The 16,383-nt window shown below is 58.5% G+C and carries 13 protein-coding genes and 3 tRNA genes; 10 read left to right on the top strand and 6 right to left on the bottom strand.

All coding sequences use genetic code 11. From position 1 onward, the window contains the following. Window positions 1–16: 16 nt before the first annotated feature. Entirely contained in the window at window positions 17–1,000 is a 984-nt protein-coding gene (locus GSUB_RS13935; RefSeq protein WP_040201348.1) for a hypothetical protein, read from the bottom strand. 250 nt (window positions 1,001–1,250) lie between these two features. Between GSUB_RS13935 and GSUB_RS13930 the strand changes: the two genes are divergently transcribed. Both GSUB_RS13930 and GSUB_RS13925 read left to right on the top strand, forming a co-directional pair. Then, window positions 1,251–3,374, top strand: a complete 2,124-nt coding sequence (locus GSUB_RS13930; RefSeq protein WP_052464943.1) for a putative bifunctional diguanylate cyclase/phosphodiesterase — start codon at window positions 1,251–1,253, stop codon at window positions 3,372–3,374. 33 nt (window positions 3,375–3,407) lie between these two features. Further along, the gene (locus GSUB_RS13925; RefSeq protein ID WP_052464942.1) at window positions 3,408–3,785 is read left to right on the top strand and encodes an Hpt domain-containing protein; all 378 of its coding nucleotides are present in this window, start codon (window positions 3,408–3,410) and stop codon (window positions 3,783–3,785) included. A 35-nt stretch (window positions 3,786–3,820) separates the two neighbouring features. On the opposite strand, the gene GSUB_RS13920 is transcribed toward GSUB_RS13925, so the two are convergent. The 3 genes from GSUB_RS13920 to GSUB_RS13910 all read right to left on the bottom strand — a co-directional run bounded on the left by GSUB_RS13920 (window position 3,821) and on the right by GSUB_RS13910 (window position 7,444). Further along, window positions 3,821–5,353 carry a flagellar assembly protein A gene (locus GSUB_RS13920; protein WP_040201347.1) on the bottom strand — a complete coding sequence of 511 codons (1,533 nt, stop codon included), beginning with the start codon at window positions 5,351–5,353 and terminating at the stop codon, window positions 3,821–3,823. A gap of 161 nt (window positions 5,354–5,514) precedes the next feature. After that, window positions 5,515–6,375, bottom strand: coding sequence for an HDOD domain-containing protein (locus GSUB_RS13915; RefSeq protein ID WP_052464941.1), 861 nt, complete (start codon window positions 6,373–6,375; stop codon window positions 5,515–5,517). Between the two features lie 211 nt (window positions 6,376–6,586). Further along, window positions 6,587–7,444 carry an MSCRAMM family protein gene (locus GSUB_RS13910; protein ID WP_040201346.1) on the bottom strand — a complete coding sequence of 286 codons (858 nt, stop codon included), beginning with the start codon at window positions 7,442–7,444 and terminating at the stop codon, window positions 6,587–6,589. A gap of 292 nt (window positions 7,445–7,736) precedes the next feature. Here GSUB_RS13910 and GSUB_RS13905 point away from each other — a divergent pair, with 292 nt between their 5' ends. The 8 genes from GSUB_RS13905 to rnhA all read left to right on the top strand — a co-directional run bounded on the left by GSUB_RS13905 (window position 7,737) and on the right by rnhA (window position 15,171). Continuing rightward, the gene (locus GSUB_RS13905; protein WP_040201345.1) at window positions 7,737–9,242 is read left to right on the top strand and encodes a leucyl aminopeptidase; all 1,506 of its coding nucleotides are present in this window, start codon (window positions 7,737–7,739) and stop codon (window positions 9,240–9,242) included. A gap of 593 nt (window positions 9,243–9,835) precedes the next feature. Then, entirely contained in the window at window positions 9,836–11,440 is a 1,605-nt protein-coding gene (gene serA / locus GSUB_RS13900) for a phosphoglycerate dehydrogenase (RefSeq protein ID WP_040201344.1), read from the top strand. A 117-nt stretch (window positions 11,441–11,557) separates the two neighbouring features. Further along, complete coding sequence (gene hisZ, locus GSUB_RS13895; RefSeq protein WP_040201343.1) at window positions 11,558–12,853, top strand: ATP phosphoribosyltransferase regulatory subunit; 1,296 nt, start codon at window positions 11,558–11,560, stop codon at window positions 12,851–12,853. An 18-nt stretch (window positions 12,854–12,871) separates the two neighbouring features. Beyond that, the gene (locus GSUB_RS13890) at window positions 12,872–14,167 is read left to right on the top strand and encodes an adenylosuccinate synthase (protein WP_040201342.1); all 1,296 of its coding nucleotides are present in this window, start codon (window positions 12,872–12,874) and stop codon (window positions 14,165–14,167) included. 106 nt (window positions 14,168–14,273) lie between these two features. Further along, window positions 14,274–14,349, top strand: a tRNA-Lys gene (locus tag GSUB_RS13885). A 5-nt stretch (window positions 14,350–14,354) separates the two neighbouring features. Then, window positions 14,355–14,432 (top strand) — tRNA-Glu (locus GSUB_RS13880). Between the two features lie 109 nt (window positions 14,433–14,541). Next, window positions 14,542–14,619 (top strand) — tRNA-Glu (locus GSUB_RS13875). Window positions 14,620–14,718: 99 nt separating this feature from the next. Next, window positions 14,719–15,171 carry a ribonuclease HI gene (rnhA, locus tag GSUB_RS13870; RefSeq protein ID WP_040201341.1) on the top strand — a complete coding sequence of 151 codons (453 nt, stop codon included), beginning with the start codon at window positions 14,719–14,721 and terminating at the stop codon, window positions 15,169–15,171. Between the two features lie 33 nt (window positions 15,172–15,204). On the opposite strand, the gene GSUB_RS13865 is transcribed toward rnhA, so the two are convergent. Beyond that, the gene (locus GSUB_RS13865; protein WP_040201340.1) at window positions 15,205–15,588 is read right to left on the bottom strand and encodes a sirohydrochlorin chelatase; all 384 of its coding nucleotides are present in this window, start codon (window positions 15,586–15,588) and stop codon (window positions 15,205–15,207) included. 54 nt (window positions 15,589–15,642) lie between these two features. After that, a complete protein-coding gene (gene cobC / locus GSUB_RS13860; RefSeq protein WP_040201338.1) occupies window positions 15,643–16,245 on the bottom strand; it encodes an alpha-ribazole phosphatase in 603 nt (200 codons plus the stop codon). Window positions 16,246–16,383 lie beyond the last annotated feature (138 nt).

Here is a 16,383-nt window from a genome sequence, read left to right as displayed (position 1 = left end):
ACCGGCCCCCTTTCCGTCAGGGATGCAGATTTCTGAACGCTTCCAGATCGTCCAGCAGAATCCCCCCGAAGTTGGGGTAGACCTGGAGGTGGCGGTGCCAGCGTTCCATTCTTGCCAGTAGATGACCGGTTTTTTCTATGTCTCTGCCGTTCTCCTGCACGGCGGCATTCAGGGAAGGGATGAGACGGAACTGCGCCCGAGGATAGATGGCGAGAAAGGGTTCGATCCGGCGGACACTGCCCCTGCTGAGATCTTCAAGGCGCAGCGCGATGAAATCAATGGCGCTTTTTTCAAGTCGCCCTCCCAACTCCCCCTGGTCGAGCTGATATGGTCTGAGGATCATACCTACCGGCCAGGGAGCGCGCACCGTCACGCCGACAGACAGGTTCACCAGGGCATCGATCAGGGGGAGATCCTCCTGCCCGGGCGGCGTCAGAACCCGGTCGACTTCGAGCAGCACAGCCGCCAGGGGAAGATTCTCCAGGGCGGTGATCAGTTCCAGAATCCGCCCGCGTTCCGGTGCCAGAAACAGGGCGGGGTCGTTGATGACAAGCCCCGTTGCGACACCATTGTCTGCAAGCTCCAGAATCAGCCCGTGAAGACGGCGGCGAAGTGCAGCATCCTCTTCCAACATTTTCAATTTGCCGGGCGGCAATTCAACCAGAATGCTGTCAAAGGGAAGGCTTTTGCTGATACGCCGCGCCCAGGCCGATGTGGCGACCGGATTCCAGACCGGCAGCCAACTGCTGTCGCGCACGATGACGCCCAAATCCCGGTAGCGTCTTACGGCCGTGGCCGGCTCCGGCGGGGACGTTTTGGTCCGAAAGATAAGCGGTGGTAGCGGCGATGTCTGCTCCAACCCGTTTTTCGGAACGGAGATGTAAGGCAGATCGGAGCCCGCGGCCATTTCGTCGCTGGAAAGGGCACCGGAGGCCTCCGTCAAACCGCCAGTGAGTGCCAGCGAAACAGCAATCAACAGGTACGTAAATCGCGCGCGCATATGCAGGAATCTGCCTTGAGTCTGAGGTTGGCGGATGCCTTTTTATTGGGGTGCCCCATGAATGAAGGCATCTGATCTTAGCAGGAAGTCGCGGGTGGACAAAAAGGTTTTTATCGGTTTTTTTTCAAAATATGCAGAAGCCTGAGCGCCACTGCTCCTGCATATTTTGAAAAATACGGTAAAATGTGGGGACAGCCTTCAGGCCCTTGAATGAACAAAGGGGCCGACACTCTGACGGGGCAGGATTTGCATGTCGCAAAAAACAGTCGATTCGTCCGACAAAAACCGGCGGCAGCCGGCAGCGCAAAGCATTGATGGCTCCGATGGAGAGTCGTGCCTGCGTGAGCGGGTTCGTGCCCTTGAGGCTGAATTGGAACGGATGGAGCGACAGCATCAGCGTCATCTTCAACTCGAGAGGCATCTGGAAAGCCTGATGGCGGAGATGCATCAGCAGCGCGAGGAACTGCTGGCGCGCAATCAGGAACTGACCCGCTCCCGGGAAACCCTCGACCACATCACCCGCGCCTATCGGGTGCAGGCGTCATGCAATCATGCCCTGTTGCAGGCCGGCAGTGAAGCGGCGCTTCTCACCGAGGTCTGCCGCCTGATTGTCGAACAGGGGCGATTTCGCCTGGCGTGGGTCGGACTGGTCGCAGCCGACGAAGCGTGCAGCATCCAGCCTGCGGCCTTTTTCGGCAAAGAGGCGCTTTTTCTCACGAATCACTCCATGTCCTATGGCGACAACCCTTATGGCCAGGGGCCGAGCGGTCGCGCAGTGCGGGAGCGCAGGCCGGTAGTCTGCCAGGATATCGCCAGCAGTCCGATTTTTTCGCGCCTGCGTGCAGATGCCCTGGCCGAAGGACTTCTTTCGTGTATCTCCCTGCCGCTGATTGTCGATGAGCGTTGCCTGGGAGTGCTGGGGATTTATTCAGATGAGCGCAGAGTCTTCGATGCCGAAGAGGTCGAGCTTCTGGTTGAGCTGGCGAGACAACTGGCTTTCGGGCTGGAGGCTCTGCGTGCGCGAACCGAGCGCAGCGAAGCACTGGAACAGGTCCGCAGGCTGGCTTATTTCGACCCGCTGACCGAATTGCCCAACCGGCGCATGTTTCTCGAACGGCTCGAACAGGCCATTGCCCAGAGTGAGCGCGAATCCCAGCAGCTGGCTCTGCTGTTTCTCGATCTCGATCGCTTCAAGGATGTCAACGATACCCTCGGGCATGAAGGGGGTGATGCTCTGCTGGCTGCGGTCGGCCGCAGGTTGCGCGGCTGCGTGCGGCAGGCCGATACGGTAGCGCGCCTGGGAGGAGATGAGTTCGTCGTCATTCTGCACCCCGCCCATGGGACCGCACAGGTCGAAACGGTCGCCAAAAAGATTATCGCCAGTTTCGATGAGCCTTTTTCGCTGGCCGGAAATGATATCCATACCGGCACCAGCATCGGCATTGCCCGCTATCCTGCTGACGGCACCTCCATTGAAAGCCTGCTGCGCCATGCCGATGCAGCCATGTATCAGGCCAAGGCGGACGGGCGCCGCACCTACCGTTTCTTCTCGGCGGAGATGAACCGTCGCATTCAGGCCAAACTGACCTTGGAACAACATCTGCGCGAGGCCTGGGCGCGCGGCGAGATGAGCCTGCATTACCAGCCGCAGATGCTGCTTCGCAGCGGAGAGATTGTCGGCGTGGAGGCGCTGTTGCGCTGGTACAGTCCGGTTCTCGGCGAGGTCGCCCCGGACAGATTTATCCCGTTGGCCGAGGAGACGGGGATGCTCGTGCCTCTGAGTGAATGGGTGCTGCACACAGCCTGCCGGCAGATGAAAGTGTGGCACGAGGCGGGCTATGATCATCTGCGCTTGTCCGTGAATATCTCCGCCCGGGTTTTCCACAGCCCCGGCTTCGTCGACTCTCTCGACCGAATGCTTGCGCAAACGGGATTGCCTCCCAACCGCCTGATGCTCGAGATGACGGAAAGCACAGTGATGGAAAAAACAGAGATGGCCATCATGACATTGACCGATCTCAAGGTGAGGGGCGTCATGCTTTCTCTCGACGATTTCGGCACCGGTTATTCCAGTCTCAACCACCTGCGCTCATTCCCGATCGACCAGATAAAAATCGACCGCTCATTTCTTGCTGATTTCGACTGTCCCTTCGGGCAGTCGGCGATTATTGAGGCCATGATTGCCATGGCGCACAGTCTTGGCATTCAGGTTGTGGCGGAAGGAGTTGAAGAGCAGGAACAGGTGGATTTTCTGCTGTCACGCCATTGCGACGAAGTGCAGGGCTTTTACTGGGAGCATCCCCTGCCGGCGATCGAGCTGCTCCCGCATCTGCGCAGCCGCGGGCGTGACACCGCAGGGGGGATGTTTCACTGAACAGGCCGCGGTGGCCGCCCACAAAAGGGGTAAATGAACACAGGCGAAATAAGTCGCCGGAAAGTACAGGTACAGGCTTTGATCGACCTGAATGAAACACTTAAGGCGCTGGAGGGTGATCAGGAACTTCTGCAGGAGTGTCTGGTACTGCTGGCGGAGGATCTGCCCGGGCGCATCGGCGAGATGCGGGCGGCCTTGGATAGCGGCGATCTGAAAAAAACTTCAGTGGTGGCGCATACGATCAAGGGATCGGTGGCGGTGGTCGGAGCGACGGACCTGAAGAAGACCGCCCTTGAGGTTGAGGCCGCCGCGCGCAACGAGGACTCAGAGAAGGCGCGGGCGTGCATTGTTTCACTGGAGAAGCAGTGGAATGAATTGCAGACGTTTCTGCGTGACCGGCAATTACTGTAACCCCGCGAAACGGCGATGAGGCGTCGAGACGCCGGCTACTGCCCCCACTCGGCGGGCACATCGTCGTCCTCTGCGTCTTCTTCGATCTCTTTTTCGAGTTCTTCCGCCGAGGTGGAAAGAGGGGTCAGGCTCAGGAAGTGGAATCCCTGGGCTTTGCGGTTTTCAATAATGGAAACGGCGCTCTGGCGCTCGATCTTGATCTCTTCAGTTGTGTCCCCGATGTGTAGAATGACCCCTTCGCCGATTCGTCCTTTGATATTGATTTTGCCGTTGGCCTTCTTCTTGGCGAGGACGCGGGCCCGCGCGATTTTTTCCTCAAGCTCTTCCTTAAGCTGGTTGATCTCATTTATGCGCGCAGACAGCTCGATAACCTTCTTCTTGTCGTCCGCGCTCAGCATCTTGTTCTGTTTGAGCAGTTGGCTCAGGATGGCGAGCTGGTCGTTAATTTCGACAAATTCAAGCTGAGCCTCGTCACGCTGCTGGGCCAGCTTGATCTGGGTGTAGTCGATCCCGGCGTAGAGGCGGGTTTTGATGCCGCTGGCCGCGCCGGCGTTTTTGACTTCGATGCCGCCGAGGCCGTAGGTTTCGCCGCCGAAGATGTTGCCGTTGGGCAGGCTGACGATCCCCGAGGCGTAAATACGGGCATTGCGGACTTCGTTCTTGACGAAAACATCGCCCTCGCACTCGACGGTGACGTCGTTGAGGTAGGTGGTCACCAGGTTGCCGCCACATACGATGCGCCCGCGCCCCTGCCCCGCCATGCCGCCGAGGGCAATGTCCCCGGCGGAGGAGATCTCGCAGATCCCCACGTTGCCCTTGACCAGAATCCCCTTGCCGGAGTGAATGTCAAAGTCGTCCAGCACGTCGCCGCGCACTTCGACGAATCCGCGAAAATCGATGTTGCCCACCGAAAGGTCCACATCTCCCGGCACGACGTACTCCTCTGTGACCGAAACCGTCTTGCCGTCGTAGAGGACGCGCCCTTCAATTTCCGAAATAACCGTTTTGCCGTCTTCCTTAAGCCGCGCGCCTGATCCAACCGTCAGCTTCAACGGCTTGCCGAGAAGGGGGGGCAGGGGCTCACCAGTGACCGTATAACCTTCGTCGCCGTACTCGGGCGGGCGGATAACGCCGATCTCCTGCTCCGGAAAGACGTTGGTGAAAAAATTCAGAGTGCGAAAATCGATATTGCCTTCTTCGTCTTCATGGTAATCGGGGGTCTCGGCGGCAGCCTTGACGAACAGTTCCAGGTAGCCGTCCGGCCCGGGTTTCGGTTCCTTGCCTTCGGCCACCAGGAAACTGTTGGCCGTCTTGCCTTTGGACAGGTCACGGCACATTGCCCGGATCTGGTTGTCCACCAACCCCTGGGTCACTCCCTGGTCGGCAAGCAGGTCGATGACTTCGTCTTTTTCGAGCTGTCCGGATTTGCTTTTCGGGGTGACGGAAAGGCGGCATTCCATGGCGTTTTTGACGACTTCAAGGACGAGGCTGTGCCGCTCGTTATCTTCTTCCAGTAAAACGTTGTCCGGTTTTTTTTCCTGCCCCTGCTCGGTCTGTTTCTCGCTCATGAAGCCCTCTTTTTTCCAATGCTTGTTTTTCTGGGAATGAGTTTATTAAATATTACCTATCTTGAAAGGGGAAGTCAACCTGATTTTTCGGTCTGAATCTAAACGGATGGGGGATTTAGGTGGGGACGTGTTGGCGGGAGGGTGCCGCTTTTCAGGCCGAATCAGCGGGTGGCGACCAGGAAAAAGTCACGTTCTCTGGCGAACAGGTTCTCCAGATCGTGGCGGATATCATCGATCTGGTCTTCGTCGAGTTCAAGGGCTCGGGCGCCCGGCGAGTCCTCAATGTCAATCTGTTCGTCGGGGCTTTCCTGGCCGATCCCCAGGCTGCGGCATAAAAGTCCGGCCAGGTTGATCACGGCAACCTGTTCTTCCAGGTCCGGATCCACCGATTCCGCAAGGGTCAGGTCGTGATGATGAAGAGCGCTTTGAATCATCGGCGCTGGAAGGTTCCAGTTGTCGAGGACCGCGGCGCCGACCATCTCATGGGAAAAGGCGAAGAAGGCCCGCTCAATGTCGATCAATCCCTCCCCCGCGGTTTTTGCGGTATCCAGAACATGCTGGTAGGCGTCCTTGTCGTGGTTGCTCATGACGACTTTGCCGATATGACGGAACAGGCCGGCGATGAACAACTCTTCCGGGTCGCCGATATCGAGGCGCCGGGCGATGATGCGTGCGCCGATTGCACAGCCGATGGAGTCCTCCCACAGCATGCGTTCCAGTCGCCCGAAGCTTTTGTTGATGCCGCGCAGGCTGGTCTCAAGAACCAGCGTTCTCAACGTGTTTTCCCCCAGAACGACGATGGCGCCCTCAAGGGTCGTGACCCGTTTCTGGCGACCGTACATGGGGGAGTTGGCGATGCGCAGGATGCGTCCGGACACGGCTGCGTCATGGGAAATGGCTTTGGCGAGCAGCTTGGCCGAGCAATAGGGGTTCTTCAGCAGTTCGAGCACCTTGATGGCGACCGCCGGCATCGGGGGGAGATCCCCGAGGTGCTCTACAATGGTCTGATAATCGTTATACATGCGGCAGGTAGCGGTCCGTAGTTGAAAAAAACATTGCAATGGCTTTTTTGCCAACCGGATGAATGAATCTTCGCCATCTTAACGTTAGTTATGTGGCCGTTTCAATGAAATTGTTCTGGTTTTGCTGCAATAGCAATGATCAGGTCGGCAACCAACAATCCTTACGGTAGATATTCAGGGCCCCTCAGGAGGCTGTCGGATTTGTAATAATCTACTTTTCCTGCCCTGAGCCGATCGCAGGGCGACGGCTTTTGCCGGGCTTGTATTCCCCGGAAAACGGCGTCATTAAAATCTCCACTTCTTCAATGAACGATCCTTTTTCCACTTTCAGCGGTTCAGGTTCTGTGCTGCCGTAAATGCCGTAAGGCTCGCCGGGGCGCGGCATATCCCAGGCATGAACACGACCGGCCAGATAGTATTCGCCGCCATCAGGCAGGTACAGCACGAAGCGCCCCTGCTGATCGGTGAGAGTGGAGGCGAAATCAGGGGCCCGCTTGAGATCATCATCCAGATATGCAATAGCGAAGCTGCCGGGCACCGGTTGCCCCTGCGGGTCGACCAGCCTTCCGCATATGCCGGTATCCGAACGTTGATCAGTGACCGCTTTTTTGAAAAACATGGGAGCTTTCATGGGGACCACGGGGATATCCACGCGGGCCAGCTTGCCCGCCCTCACCTCGGCGGTAATGCGCTCGTTCTGCGAGTAGTAATCTCCAGGGGCCAGAGGGCCGGTCGGGTGGCCGCTTTGGCGCTTGCGGGCGACGATGTAATAGGTTCCCGGCGGCACATTTTCGATGGTATAACGCCCCTGTTCGTCGGTAGGGCTGGAGATGAATTGAGAAGGTCCGAGTAGATTCGAGAGGGTGTCGGGATAAACATTGACGTAGGCGCCCGCGAGAGGATTGGATGTATCGCTGACGTAGACATGCCCGGTCAGGCCTGTTTTTCCGTCCTGCGTCAGATATTCAGTGACATCCCCTGTTTGCTGTGGCGTATGCCATGCACAGCCGGCCACGAGGGCAACGATGAGCAGACGGAGAGCTGAACGGCAAAAATGCGCGATCTTCATATCCGACTCCAAGCGAAAAGGATTTGTATTTTGTCTTATTATGTGGGCGGCTATGAGAGGATTTTACTTGCTGCTGCCTGAATGTCAAAGTTGGACCACGACTGGAGTGAAGATCCGTGACTTTAAAATCGAAACCGGTTGGTATAACATCAGCAAAAGGTTTGCTCTTGATGTATGCGGTCGGGGGGGCAAAGCCGATTGATTGTTCCTGTCGTTGATAGGATGTATTCTCATGGCCGTGTTTGCAATACGGCGTTAACATTTCTGGAATAGAAAGGGACGGCGAAACCTTATGGATCTATCAGTTGAGAAGGGATCAATTTTTAATAGCGACATGCCGGCGTTGGTCGTGGGGGTGTTCGAAGACCGCTGGGACGATGCCGGGCAGCAGGACCTACTGGCCCGCGTCGGCAGGCCCTTGGAGAGTGCGCGCACCAGCGGCGAGTTTGCCGGTGAGTTCAGGCAGACATTGCAACTCCGGCCGGACGGGCTCAAGGCTCTCCATCTTTTTCTGATCGGGTTGGGCAAGTCCTCCGACTGTACACTTGACCGCCTGCGTGAGGCGGCTGCGGTAGCGACCCGGGAGCTTCTCGGTCGCCGGGTGTCGCGACTTGCCACCGATATGTTTATTCTCGGGCCGCAGAACGAGCCTGTTGCCAGGCGTACTCAGGCTGTGGTCGAAGGTGTGATGCTGGCAGGCTACCGCTTCGATCGTTATCGGACGGAAAAACGAGACAAGCTGCCTCCTGGCCTGGCGCGGCTGGCTTGCCAGGTGGAAAACAGCGCTGATCACCAGGCGGTGGAGCAGGGTGCGCAGCTCGCCCAGGCGGTCTGCCGGGGTGTTTTTCTGGCGCGTGATCTGGTCAATGAGCCCGGCAATGTCAAGTCTCCCCTGTACCTGGCCGAGCGGGCCGCTGCCCTGACACATCATTCCCGGTTGACCTGCGAGGTGATCGGTGAGGAGGAGCTGTCTCGGCAGGGATTTGGCGCTCTGCTGGGAGTTGCGCGTGGCAGCAGCCGCGAGCCCTGCCTCATTGTGCTCGAATATCGCGGCGGGGCCGAGGACGAAAAGCCGGTGGCGCTGATCGGTAAAGGGGTCATGTTCGATGCCGGCGGCATTTCTCTCAAACCGGCGGAAAAAATGGATGAAATGAAGATGGATATGGCCGGGGCCGCAGCGGTTCTCGGCACCTTTGAAGCGGCCGCCTCCGCTCAGCTGCCGGTCAACCTGGTTGGGGTCATCCCTGCGGTGGAAAACATGCCTTCAGGAACAGCCATGCGCCCCGGGGACGTGCTGACTTCCCTGTCCGGCCGGACCATCGAGGTGGTCAATACTGATGCCGAGGGACGGCTGATCCTGGCCGATGCCCTGACCTACTGCGCCCGTTATCAGCCACGGACGATGATTGACCTTGCAACATTGACCGGCGCCTGTGTTATCGCGTTGGGGCATCATGCGGCGGCGGTGCTCGGCAGTGACGCGCCGTTGGTTCAACGCCTGCAGGCCGCAGGCCAGGCCAGCGGAGAAAAAGTCTGGGAGATGCCCCTGTGGGAGGAGTACGCGGCGCAGCTCAAAAGTGAGATTGCCGATCTTAAAAACATCGGCGGCCGCCCTGCCGGCACCATAACGGCGGCGGCCTTCCTGCAGAAATTTGCCGAGGGGCAGAGCTGGGCCCATGTCGACATTGCCGGCACGGCCTGGGAGGATTCAGGCAGTCCCCTGGCTTCCAAAGGTGCCACCGGCTTTGGGGTGCGCCTGCTGATGGCTTATCTGCGCGGAGAATGTGAATTGCACTAGTCGTATATTCTGATAACCTTTTAGAAATAAAAGCAATAATTTTGGGGCCGGTTGCCGGTGCACAACAGCACGGGATTCAACTCCAATCGACGGGAGAAGCCATTTGCTTCGATATTGCGCATGGTGCGGTCGGTTTCAAGGGGCCAAAGCAGGCATTGGGGTGCAGGTCAGGGGGGATCGCAGCGAGATTGATACTTCCACGATCTGTCCCCGCTGCATGGCTCGAATGTCCGCCTCCGCAGGCCGTGAATCGGGCGGGACTCGATCGCACACCTGATATTTTTTAAGCGAGCCTTTGGTTCTAATTCACAGCGCACCCTGGTGTGTCGGGGATTTTCTGTCTCAATGGACCTACTGATGTGACATGGGAGAGATTTGCCGGCCATTCGGTTTCCCGGGGGTATCCTCTTCAAATATATGCATCAAGAGCCCCGTCACTCTGCAATGGCGGGGCTTTTTTGCGGTGTCGGAAGTCCTTGTTGTCACGGGCTTTGTTCTTGACAACGATGCTGCCTGTTGCTAGTGTACGAGACTTGGTTTAAGCCCGATTTAAAAGGGTTTTAGACAATTTCAAAAGGGTGGCGAACAGGATAATGAAGGTTCTTGTAACCGACAGGCTTTCCGCTGAAGGTCTGCGAATTTTTGAGGAAACTGCGGGGATCGAAGTGGTCTATCTGCCGGGTGCCGAGCGCAGCGAACTGCTGAAGCAGTTGGCGGACGCCGAGGCTCTGGTGGTGCGCGCCGGAACTCAGGTCGATGAGGATTTGTTTGCCGCCGCCCCGAAGCTGCGGGTCGTCGGTCGCGCCGGCATCGGTGTCGAGAATATCGATCTTGCGGCAGCTAACCGTAAAGGGGTGGTTGTGATGAATACCCCTTTCGGCAGCGCGACCACCTCGGCTGAGCACGCGATCGCCATGCTCATGACGCTGGCGCGAAATATCCCTGCTGCCGACCGGGCAGTGAAGGGTGGACGCTGGGCCGCGGATGGATTGACCGGTGTGGAGATCTCCGGCAAAACGCTGGGCGTGATTGGCGCCGGCAAGATCGGCAGGCTGGTTATAGAGCGGGCCGCAGCTCTTAAAATGCGCGTGCTGGTTTATGACCCCTATCTGGCGGGAGATGTGGTTGGGCAGCTTGGCGGGGAGCAGGTTGATTTTGAGACCCTGCTGGCCCGCAGCGATTTTCTGACGCTGCATGTGCCGCTCAATTCCGAAACTTTTCAGTTGATTGACGAGGAGGCCCTGACACGGGTTCGCCCCGGTTGCCGGATCATCAACTGCGCACAGGGAGGATTGATTGATGAGGCCGCCCTGGCCCGCGCCGTAGAAGACGGCCGTGTTGCCGGTGCCGCGCTCGATGTCTTTGCCAAAGAGCCGCCCGCCGACAGCAATCCTCTGGTACGCATGGACCGCGTCGTCTGCTCCCCTCATATTCGCTCCCTGTCGCTCGACGCCCAGATCAATATTGCCGTTCAGGTGGCCCATCAGGTCGTCGATTTTCTCACCAGGGGGATCATCGTCAATGCTCTCAACGTGCCGTCCGTCAGTGCGGAGCTGTTGCCGCTGATCCGCCCTTATCTCAATCTCGCGGAGCGGCTGGGGGCTTTTATGTCCCAGTTGTTTTCCAAGGGGATCAACAAGGTGACCGTGGAATATGCCGGCGATGTAACCGATTTTCCGACTGCGCCCATGACGATGGCCCTGCTCAAAGGGTTGATGGCGCCGCGGCTCGGCAAGACGGTCAACTATGTCAATGCTCCGCACCTTGTGCGCGACCGTGGCCTGCCGGTGGTGGAAGTGCGCAACCAGTCGGCGGAGGGATACTCCAACCTCATCCGGCTGACGGTGGAATCGGAAAGTCGGTGCGGCAGCGTGGCGGGTGCGTTGTTCAATAAATCGGACATGCGGATCGTGCGTATCGATGATTACCAGCTTGAAGCGGTTCCGTCGGGGCACCTTCTGGTCGTTCACAATAGTGACCGTCCCGGAGTGATCGGTTTTCTCGGACAGATGCTGGCTGAGGCCGACATCAACATCGCGCGGTTGAATCTTTCACGACGCACCAGACCGGGCGGAGAGGCTGTGTCGCTCATTACCGTGGACAGCCCCATTCCCGAAACCGTGCTGGAGCGACTGCGTGCGCACGATTGCTTTCTGTCGGCTGTGCAGGTCAGTCTTCCTGCTGACGAATCGGAGTGACCAAAGTACGCTGAGGTAAGGAGAGCAATTGCAGCAACAAAGCAGTTGCCAGGTTTTTGCGACGCCATCACATCTCAGAGGTGAGACCTCTTTTCCCCGAAAGGACCCGAACAGGTCATGAAGTTGCCTACCGTCGCCCCCGAGACCATGCTCCCCAAGGGGGTCAAGGATTTTCTCCCGGCCAAGGCCGCCAAAATTGAGTTTTTGACGCAGACGCTCAAAGACGTTTTTGCCCGTTGGGGGTTCCGGCCGGTCATCACGCCCTCGCTGGAGTTCCTGTCCGTACTGGAGAAGGCTCTCGGCGCCGATCTGCGCGAGAAGACCTTTCGTTTTGAAGACCGGCAGGGCGACCAGATGCTGGCGATCCCGCCGGATATGACACCCCAGGTGGCGCGCATCGTTGCGACCCGCATGCGGGAAATGCCGCTACCGCTGCGTCTGTCGTACAGCGGCCGCGTCCTGCGCCACGCCGAGCAGCAGGCCGGCAAGGACCGCGAAATTCTGCAGGCCGGCGTCGAGCTGGTGGGCCTTGACAGCCCCGAGGCGGATGCGGAAATGATCGCCATGGCGGTTGAAGGGCTGCAGGCGGTGGGAGCTAAGGAATTTACCGTCGATATCGGCCAGGTGGAGTTTTTCCGGGGCGTCATGGACAATCTCGCCCTGGAGGGCCCTCTGTCGCGTGAAGTGGCGACGGCGATTGCGCACAAGGACAACTCCGGTCTGCGTGCATTGCTTTTCGATGCCGATATCTCCGACGCGGCCCGCGAAGAAGTCCTTGCTTTGCCGCGTTTGTTCGGGGGGCGCGATGTGCTGGAGAAGGCCGCCTCAGTCGTGCGCAATGAGCGTTCACGCCGCGCTCTCGACAACCTGTCCCGTGTACTCGACTTCCTCGATGTCTACGGGGTTCAGGATCATGTAACGCTGGATCTGGGCGAAATTCGCGGCCATGAATATCATACCGGCATTACCTTTCAGGGTTTTCTGCCCGGACTGGGACGCGCCGTGTGCAATGGAGGGCGTTACGACAACCTGACGGCCCATTATGGTTATCCGGCGCCGGCCACCGGCTTCTCCTTCAACCTGCTCAACCTTCTGTTTGCCCTCGATGGGACTCTGGCCCCCCGCAGTGCCGGCGCCATCGATGTGCTCATCGTCCAATCGGGAGCCGACAAGATGGTGGCGCAGCGCCTTGCACGCGCTCTGCGGCAGGCAGGATTTGCAGCCGCCCGCGATATGTATCCACGCAACCTGGAAGAAAGTCTGCAGTACGCAGGAAAAATGAATTATCGCTATGTCATGACCCTTGGCCCGGCAGGGGAGGGTGTGACGGTCATCGGTGTCACCGATGGCACGACCCGGAAAGTCGGACTGGATGCGCTGCTTGCGGGTGATTTCAGTTCTCTGACTGCATAAAAGAGAGAGGTTATTTTTATGGCCAATGTTGTGATTGTCGGCGCCCAGTGGGGTGACGAAGGCAAGGGAAAAGTTGTCGATATCTACACGGAATATGCCGATGAGGTGGTCCGTTATCAGGGCGGCAACAACGCCGGGCACACCCTCGTGGTGGGCGAGGAGAAGACGATTCTGCATCTGATTCCGTCCGGCATTCTGCACGAAGGCAAGCGCTGCGTGATCGCCAACGGCGTGGTGCTCGATCCGCGCGTCTTTCTGCAGGAGATCGAAAACCTGAAAAAGCGCGGTTATCTCAAGGATGATTCTCAGCTGGTGGTCGACGGCAACACGCATATCATCATGCCCTACCACGTGGCCATCGACAAGGCGCGCGAAAGCGGCGCCGGGCGCAAAATCGGCACGACCGGACGCGGCATCGGCCCGACCTATGAAGACAAAATCGGTCGGCGCGGCATTCGTTTTGCCGATTTGGTGCAGCCCGAGGTGTTCGCTCGCAAGGTGCGAGAATTCCTGCCGGAAAAGAATTTCCTGCTGGAGAAATACCTCGGCCAGGCTCCCCTTGACGAGCAGGAGATCATCTCCGAGTACGGCGGCTATGCCGAGCGCCTCAAGCAATACCTGGGCAGTGCCTCGGTACTCCTTAACCGCACCATCGAAGAAGGCAAGAGCGTGCTGTTCGAAGGCGCACAGGGCAGCCTGCTCGATATCGACCACGGCACCTACCCCTATGTCACCAGCTCCTCCACTGTCGCCGGCGGGGCCTGCACCGGCGCCGGCATCGGGCCGCGCTTGATCCATGAGGTGATCGGCATTTCCAAAGCCTATGTGACCCGTGTCGGAGAGGGGCCCTTTCCTTCGGAGCTTGACGACGAAATGGGCGATCGACTGCGCCAGGCCGGGCAGGAATTTGGTTCCACCACAGGCCGGCCGCGCCGCACCGGGTGGCTCGACGCCGTGGCTCTGCGTGAAGCTGTGCGCATCAACGGCATGACAGGTCTGGCCATCACCAAGATGGATGTTCTCAACGACCTGGAATCGATCAAAGTCTGTACCGGTTATCAGTACCACCAGGACCTGCTGACCGACTACCCCCATGATCTCGATGTGATCAATCAGTGCCGCCCTGTTTATGAAGAGATCGACGGATGGTGCACCGATATCTGCGACGTGACGCGCTGGGAGGAATTGCCCCCGCAGGCTCAGGCCTATCTGCGCAAGATCGAGGAGCTTGCCGGCTGTCCGGTCGTTCTGGTATCGGTGGGGCCTCGCCGCGACCAGACCATCCAGGTCAAAAATCCCTTCCAGGGAGAGTGATGGCCCTCTGGTTGTTGCTCTAAAAAAGCGACATAAAAAATCGCAGGAAAACCAAAAAAGGGGTTGACTCCTCTTCGTCGGTTAATATATAACAGGTCTCCGTTGCGAGCCGCTAGCTCAGTTGGTAGAGCATCTGACTTTTAATCAGATGGTCGAAGGTTCGAGTCCTTCGCGGCTCACCATTTAAGTCCCTATCGTCTAGCCCGGCCCAGGACACCGGCCTTTCACGCCGGCGACGGGGGTTCGAATCCCCCTGGGGACGCCAGAAAAGACAACCCCACTGCCTTTCGGCAGTGGGGTTGTTTACACTTTGGCAAACCGAAGAAATTTGAGTCATCCCAGCGGCAGCCTTGGCAGCTGTTTACATCTTTTAAGTCCCTATCGTCTAGCCCGGCCCAGGACACCGGCCTTTCACGCCGGCGACGGGGGTTCGAATCCCCCTGGGGACGCCAAATGAAGAGTTGGCCCCGCCGTCGGCAACGCGGCGGGGCTGAACTTTTTCTGCCTGTTTTTTTATGGCCGGGCAAGGACACTCAAGGGAAGCTCGCATCATGTCCTCAAGTAAAAAGGTCGTTGAAATTTTCTCAGACGGCGCCTGTTCCGGCAACCCAGGACCCGGCGGCTGGGGGACACTGCTGCGCTACGATGGCCACGTGCGCGAGCTGTCCGGCTATGAAGCGCAGACGACCAACAACCGCATGGAGCTTCTCGGTGCCATCGCCGGGCTTGAGGCCCTGCGTCGTCCCTGCCGGGTGCGCCTGACGACTGATTCACAATATGTCAAAAAAGGGATCACTGAGTGGATTGACGGCTGGGTGCGTCGCGGCTGGAAAAACAGCCAGAAAAAGGATGTCGCCAACCGCGATCTGTGGGAGCGCCTGCTGGAGTTGAGCCGTCGCCATGAGGTCGAATGGCACTGGGTGCGCGGCCACACCGGCCACCCTGAAAACGAGCGCTGTGACGAACTGGCCCGTGAAGCCATCCAGAAAGCCCGCGGGCTCTGATTTTTTCCCTCTCTTCTTACCGATTTCTCGATTTCAGATCCATCCTGCCTTGACCATTTTTTCCCGCGCCCGTTCACAGACAATCTCAGCCAGCTTGGGGTGCGCCCCCAGGGGCTCTGCCAATGTCAGCTTGACATCAGGGTGACGGCGGGCGGCGTCGTCCAGTAAGGATGGCAGATCGTTCAGGACGTGAGTGCCGGCCGAAAGAAAATAGGGATAAAGCAGAATGCATTGCGCCCCCTGCTGCACGCAGGCGTCGATTTTCTCCTGAATTTCGGCAGTATCCCGACTCAGGAAGGAGACTTCGACCAGGTCGAATTCAGCGAGATTGCGGATCATTTCGGCGATAGCATGCAGGGTGGCGTTGGCGCCGTCAATGCGTGAGCCGTGGCCGATGAGCAGAAGGGCCGTTTTCATTGCAGGAGTCTCCCCGGGGACGGTGGTGGGCGTGTCGTATGAGGCCGCCGTTCCTCAACCGTTGAGCAGTCTTACGGTCGTGCGACCGTCATCGAAATAGTCGATGATATTCAGGCAGGCGTAATCCTGCTCGATGGCGAACATGCGGTCCAGCGGTGCGCCGATGGCGTCGAGGAGGATCACGCGGTTGACGCCGCCGTGACCGACCAGGGCGATTTCGGCATCGCGGTGGCGTGCGATGAGAGTTTGAACCGTTGGCCGTACACGCTGTGCCATCTCTTGCAGGCTTTCCCCGCCGGGCACCCGGTAATTGACCAGGTCGTCCAGACGCGCCTGCCATTGATCGGGGTGCTTTTCCTGTAGTTCCTGCCAGGTACGTCCTTCCCATTCCCCGATATGGAGTTCACGCATGCTGGCGAGAAACTGCGGCTCAAGTCCGTGGCGTTCGCCGAGGCAGCGTGCAGCAAACGCACAGCGCGACAGGTCGCTGCTGTAAATCGCCGTCAGTGACTGCGCGGCCAGTCTCTCCGTAATCTGCCGGGACTGGCGGCGGCCGACGGCGGTGAGGGCAACATCGGATTGGCCATTGTAGCGCCTGTTGTCAAATCCTTCGACCTGACCGTGGCGGATCAGGTAGATGCGGGTACGAGAGCCCATGAAAAACCTTGCTGGGAAATAACGGGTTGCGGAAAATTTTTCCAAGGATGTCGAATTTTTTTAGCAGAGGGGTGAGGGGCTGTCAACGAAGGACGTTCAGGGTGGTTCAGGTTGGCCTGTTTGGTTTCAGGCTCGTCC

The sequence above is a fragment of the Geoalkalibacter subterraneus genome, from assembly GCF_000827125.1.
GTDB lineage: Bacteria > Desulfobacterota > Desulfuromonadia > Desulfuromonadales > Geoalkalibacteraceae > Geoalkalibacter_A > Geoalkalibacter_A subterraneus.
This window is presented reverse-complemented; position numbering and strand designations above follow the sequence as displayed.

Excerpts from the sequence above, each read along its gene's own strand:
- GSUB_RS13930 (WP_052464943.1), top strand. The coding sequence starts at position 1,251 with ATGTCGCAAAAAACAGTCGATTCGTCCGACAAAAACCGGCGGCAGCCG.
- GSUB_RS13890 (WP_040201342.1), top strand. The coding sequence starts at position 12,872 with ATGGCCAATGTTGTGATTGTCGGCGCCCAGTGGGGTGACGAAGGCAAG.
- hisZ (WP_040201343.1), top strand. The coding sequence starts at position 11,558 with ATGAAGTTGCCTACCGTCGCCCCCGAGACCATGCTCCCCAAGGGGGTC.
- GSUB_RS13905 (WP_040201345.1), top strand. The coding sequence starts at position 7,737 with ATGGATCTATCAGTTGAGAAGGGATCAATTTTTAATAGCGACATGCCG.
- serA (WP_040201344.1), top strand. The coding sequence starts at position 9,836 with ATGAAGGTTCTTGTAACCGACAGGCTTTCCGCTGAAGGTCTGCGAATT.
- GSUB_RS13935 (WP_040201348.1), bottom strand. The coding sequence starts at position 1,000 with ATGCGCGCGCGATTTACGTACCTGTTGATTGCTGTTTCGCTGGCACTC.
- GSUB_RS13865 (WP_040201340.1), bottom strand. The coding sequence starts at position 15,588 with ATGAAAACGGCCCTTCTGCTCATCGGCCACGGCTCACGCATTGACGGC.
- cobC (WP_040201338.1), bottom strand. The coding sequence starts at position 16,245 with ATGGGCTCTCGTACCCGCATCTACCTGATCCGCCACGGTCAGGTCGAA.
- rnhA (WP_040201341.1), top strand. The coding sequence starts at position 14,719 with ATGTCCTCAAGTAAAAAGGTCGTTGAAATTTTCTCAGACGGCGCCTGT.
- GSUB_RS13910 (WP_040201346.1), bottom strand. The coding sequence starts at position 7,444 with ATGAAGATCGCGCATTTTTGCCGTTCAGCTCTCCGTCTGCTCATCGTT.
- GSUB_RS13920 (WP_040201347.1), bottom strand. The coding sequence starts at position 5,353 with ATGAGCGAGAAACAGACCGAGCAGGGGCAGGAAAAAAAACCGGACAAC.
- GSUB_RS13915 (WP_052464941.1), bottom strand. The coding sequence starts at position 6,375 with ATGTATAACGATTATCAGACCATTGTAGAGCACCTCGGGGATCTCCCC.
- GSUB_RS13925 (WP_052464942.1), top strand. The coding sequence starts at position 3,408 with ATGAACACAGGCGAAATAAGTCGCCGGAAAGTACAGGTACAGGCTTTG.